The organism is Rosenbergiella sp. YN46, assembly GCF_036620675.1.
Taxonomy (GTDB): domain Bacteria; phylum Pseudomonadota; class Gammaproteobacteria; order Enterobacterales; family Enterobacteriaceae; genus Jejubacter.
This window is the reverse complement of the sequence record NZ_JAZHEE010000078.1, coordinates 1-1,323: the sequence shown is the minus strand read 5'-3', so window position 1 is coordinate 1,323 and position 1,323 is coordinate 1. Positions and strand designations below refer to the sequence as shown.

1 protein-coding gene is annotated in these 1,323 nt (G+C 52.8%); it reads right to left on the bottom strand.

The window, feature by feature from the left end:
* Nucleotides 1–30 precede the first annotated feature (30 nt).
* Nucleotides 31–1,251, bottom strand: coding sequence for an ISL3 family transposase (locus tag V3W49_RS22530; RefSeq protein WP_500148179.1), 1,221 nt, complete (start codon nucleotides 1,249–1,251; stop codon nucleotides 31–33).
* Nucleotides 1,252–1,323: the final 72 nt, after the last annotated feature.

Here is a 1,323-nt window from a genome sequence, read left to right as displayed (position 1 = left end):
ATGGGTCTTCCCCGATCATGGTGGGAAGGCTCAGAACGCCATATTCAGCTTTCCGTAGTGGAACATCACCCCCAGTTTAAAGCGCTCCCGGTTTCGGTATCCCCTGGCTTTTATCCTCAGCAGCCTGATCTTGCTGTTAAGTGCCTCCGCATTTCCGTTTGAGACACTGTGTCGCATCGCATTCAGGATCCCGTACAGCCTTTTTCCTATCGTTTTCGCGGCATTTTTCATCATGGGAACGTCACTGTTAGCCGCCAGCGCCAGCCATCTCTGCCAGTCACTCCGTCTTTCCTCGCTCCATGGCCTGTTCCAGATATCTTTTGCCAGCTCTTTCAGCGTCCAGCACTGGCTCGTCAGCTTCATCTGTGCACGCAGCCACATCAGCTTTTCCTGCCGGGATTCGGTCATCCACTTATCGCTGTACTGCCACAGGAAGCGGGTTCCTTTTGCCTGGCGTCGGCTTTCAACAGGGAGGTGCGGATGTTCATTCTGACGGGTTTTATCAACAACCTCGCCCAGTTGCTTCGCCACATGGAAGCGGTCAAAGGCGATTTTCTCAACCGCGTTGGGTAAGTGGATACGCGCTGCCCTTATATAGCCTGCATTCATGTCCATCGAGAGTGTTTTTATGGTCAACAACTGGTTGTCCGTAAGTGTACGTAGATAACTGGCAAGGCTCTCAGTTCCGCGATCATCTGTTAAGGCCAGCGCTCGCCCGTCGCGATCGGAGATCACCGTTATATACCGATGCCCTTTTTTAAAGGCGACCTCATCCACATTCATATGACGGGCGGATAATGGCTTTTTTATCCTGGCAAGTCCTCGCTTAACTCCCCGGATCATAATGCCGTCAACCGCATTCCAGCTCAGCTTAAGTTGCTTCCTGACAGCATCAACGGTACTGATTTTTAGCCATGAGAGAACGAACGATTCGAACAGTAGCGTATACCGGCTACCGGGTCCCGCCCACGGAACCGGCAGGGTCTGGCATCCATGTTCCGGACACATAATGCGGGGAACATCGGCTTCAACGAGCGTGGTGAACTGGCAGGTATCAAGGTGGCGCCATTTGCGGCGACGGTGATCGTGGACAGGGCAGGATTTACCGCAGGTCGGACAGGCTAGCCGGGTGTTTTCAGCGATCTCGACAGTGACAGTAACAGAACCGGCATTTTCATCGAGAGAAAGGGATTTCACCTGCCACGGAGCGGACAGGTTAAGAATATGAGCGTAGAGGGACTTTTCGTCCATAGCGGTGACCTCTGGCGATTAAATACACCATCATCATGCCTTCAGCCACCACAACAAGGGAAGACCCATATA

Coding starts and splice junctions, on each gene's coding strand:
- V3W49_RS22530 (WP_500148179.1), bottom strand. CDS start 1,251: ATGGACGAAAAGTCCCTCTACGCTCATATTCTTAACCTGTCCGCTCCG.